This window comes from Prosthecobacter sp. (genome assembly GCF_029946185.1).
GTDB lineage: Bacteria > Verrucomicrobiota > Verrucomicrobiia > Verrucomicrobiales > Verrucomicrobiaceae > Prosthecobacter.
Window position 1 is genome coordinate 1 of the sequence record NZ_JAQSEA010000179.1, and the last position, 2,964, is coordinate 2,964.

Below are 2,964 nucleotides of genomic sequence, written 5' to 3' on the forward strand. Positions count from 1 at the left end.
TGCCCCCCATGCGCCACTCTCCCGGCACCATGAAACTCCACCTCTGCCTCTTCCTCGCCTGTGCCAGCCTGCTCACCGCGCAGGACCAGCCCAAGGATCCGTTCGTCAAAGACAGGAAGGCTGCGGGAGCGGCCTCTGCCACCAGCGGCTCTGCCATCTCCGACAAACCGGCGGCGGCCGAGGCACCTCAAAATATCCTCTGCCTCGTCGAAACCTTCACCCTGCCGCAGGCCGACTACGCCGCGCTGCTCGATGCCCCGGACGGTCGCGACAAACTGCACGCGAATGTGCTGGCAGCGGTGACGGCTGGCAGCGCCAAACTGGATGGCTGCCATTGGATCACTGGCAAGAGCGGCACACGCAGCAGCCTGGAGTGTTCTGACGAGTTGATTTGTCCGACGGAGTTTGATGTCGCTGATCGTGCGGGACTCCAATACCCCACGGCCTTTGAGATGCACCCACTCGGCGACCGCTTTGAGTTTGAACCGACATTGGAAGCCGATGCCGGTGCGGCGGGCGTCACGCATTCGTTCAATCGAGATCGGTTTCTCGGCTTTCGACCCTACAAAGCGGACACCACCTTGGCCGGTGTGCCCGTGATGGATATATTTGAAAAGGAGGGCACGTCCAGTTGCCGTATGGTAGCCGGTGTGCCATCACTCATTTCCACGCTGAATGATTCGCAGCCGGGGGCCATCACCCTGGTGTTTGCCACCTTGCAAGTCGCCACGCTGACGGCCCCCGCGCAGCCTGCGAAAACAAGCACGGGCAATCTGCTGCTGACCGAGCGCGTGATCTCGCTGAACCGCATGAAAGGCTGGGAACTGCTCAAAAAACATCCCACCGATGGCGCAGCATGCTTTGCGGAGCTGAAACCACTGCTGGCCTCCAAAGAGGCGGTGCTGGAGCATGTCTTCACGATTTGCGCCCAGTCAGGGACACGCGCCCGGCATCAATCGGGACGTCTATACACCTACGGCACTGTGTTTTGGCCTCCGAGCGAGGGCCCTCCAGCCAAAACGACCAGTCTGGCGAGTACTTCTAAATTTGAGCGCCGTAGCCTGGGTTTTAGTTTGGAAGTGGAGGCGGTTCTCGGTGCGGACCATGCCTTTGCCGACTTGGTTCTGGCTCCTGAATATGTCCACACGACGGGCAATTTGAAGGACATGAACTGGAATGAGCACTATCCCGAGCTGCCGTTGATTTCGTGCCAGAAGTTCACCACCGGTTACACGCAGGTCGTCGGCACCACGGCCTTGATCGGCACGCTGAATCCACCCGGAGACACCGGCGCAAACGAGCACAAGGATGAAGGCCGCATCTGGCTGCTGTTCATGGATGTGAACCTGGAATGAGCACATCCGCCGCACATCCGCCGATCTCGGGCGCGAGCTTCATGCTCGGCATGATGCTCGCGCTTGCCTGCTGCATCGCTGCGGGTGGGATCAGCGTGGCACACCGCGAGACCGAGACACGCCGCGGGCGCGAGCGGCAGGCGCAACTGACGCTGGGGAGCGCCCTGCAAACCGAGGCACGCAAGCTGGAGGACCTCTATGAAGGCCACCTCAAAAGCGCCGGCGCTCTGCTCACGCAGTCCATGCGCGACAGAGAGTCCGCACGGCAGATCGCCCAAAACGTCGAGGGCATCGTGCGTGTGTCCTGGTTGTTTTATAAAAGCGCCAGCCCGGAGACGCATCTCAGCATCGGCTTTCCCGCCGCCCCGCCACTGCCGCAGCCGACCCTCGAAAAAGAACACAGCGGCCTGCCGCGCCCGCGCGTGCTGCTCGATGCCAAAACCATCTTCGCCGATGCAGGCTCGCAAAGCTCCGCCTGGATCGATGAACCCGGCAAGCCGCTGATGTTCTACGTTCAGTTGCTCGGCACCGCCGTGGTGCTGACCCTCGACCGTTCAGCGGTCGAAACGGCGATGAGTGGGTACTTTAAAACCTGGCTGGAATCAGGCTTCCGTGCGGTTGAAAAACTCGGCGGGCCGGATGCCGTGCAGGACTCCCACGGACTGCAACTGCGCTCGGTCGGCAGGCTGCCCAAGCGCCCACCCGATTTGCTGGCCCCCGTCGTCTCTCGCTTTGGCGGCTGGCAGATCGTCTCTTGGGATGAGCGCGGCATCTCGGTGGGCTACCATCTGCCCACGCTTGCGGGCGCACTCGCACTCGCCGTTCTCGTCGCAGGCTGCGGCATCGGCATGAGCATCCTTCAGCGCCGTGCCGCCCTGCTGGCGCAGCAGCGCGTGTCCTTTGTGAACCGCGTCTCCCACGAACTGCGCACGCCGATGACGAACATCCTGCTCAATCTCGACGTGATCGAAGAATCCGTGCCCGACTCCGCCACCAGCCGCTTCGCTCTCGTGCGTGAAGAAGCGGGGCGTCTCAGCCGCCTCATCGAAAACGTGCTGACCTTTTCTCGCCAGGAGGAAGGCCGCCTGAAACTCAACGCCGCCCCCTGCCAGCCTGCCGCGATTGTGACCGGCATCGTGCGCCAGTTTGAGCCCGCCCTGCTGCGCCGCCACATCGCCCTGACTCGCACCCACGAAGGCGAAAAAACCAAGGCCGTGCTCGACGCCGATGCTCTGGCGCAGATCACCGCGAACCTGCTCTCCAACGTCGAAAAGTATGCGCCAGGTGCTGCCGCCGCCGTTTACACGCGCCAAAGCGCCAGCGAATTTTTCCTCACCGTGAGCGATGCCGGACCCGGCATCGCCACCAGCGCAGCCGCACGCATTTTCGAGCCCTTCTATCGTGTCGACGACCGCGTGCAGGCCGGCGTCAGCGGAGCCGGTCTCGGCCTCAGCATCGCCCGTGATCTCGCGCAGCGCATGGGCGGCACGCTGCAACTCGCTCCGAGTGAGAAGGGGACTTGCTTTGAGTTTCGCCTGCCGTTGATATTGCGCAGCCCTAAAATCGAGGACGAGTTCGAGTAGGAGACCGAGGACGATTTGACTGCGAG

The 2,964-nt window shown here is 62.5% G+C and carries 2 protein-coding genes; both read left to right on the forward strand.

Annotation, left to right across the window (positions count from 1 at the left end; translation table 11 throughout):
• Window positions 1-1,355 (forward strand): hypothetical protein (locus tag PSV43_RS15625; RefSeq protein WP_300199209.1); only part of this gene is annotated, 1,355 nt, incomplete at its 5' end.
• Window positions 1,352-2,938 carry a HAMP domain-containing sensor histidine kinase gene (locus tag PSV43_RS15630; protein WP_300199212.1) on the forward strand — a complete coding sequence of 529 codons (1,587 nt, stop codon included), beginning with the start codon at window positions 1,352-1,354 and terminating at the stop codon, window positions 2,936-2,938. The genes PSV43_RS15625 and PSV43_RS15630, both read left to right, overlap by 4 nt.
• Window positions 2,939-2,964: the final 26 nt, after the last annotated feature.

What these genes read in the sequence shown, in the direction of transcription:
- PSV43_RS15630 (WP_300199212.1), top strand. Translation starts at nt 1,352, where the DNA reads ATGAGCACATCCGCCGCACATCCGCCGATCTCGGGCGCGAGCTTCATG.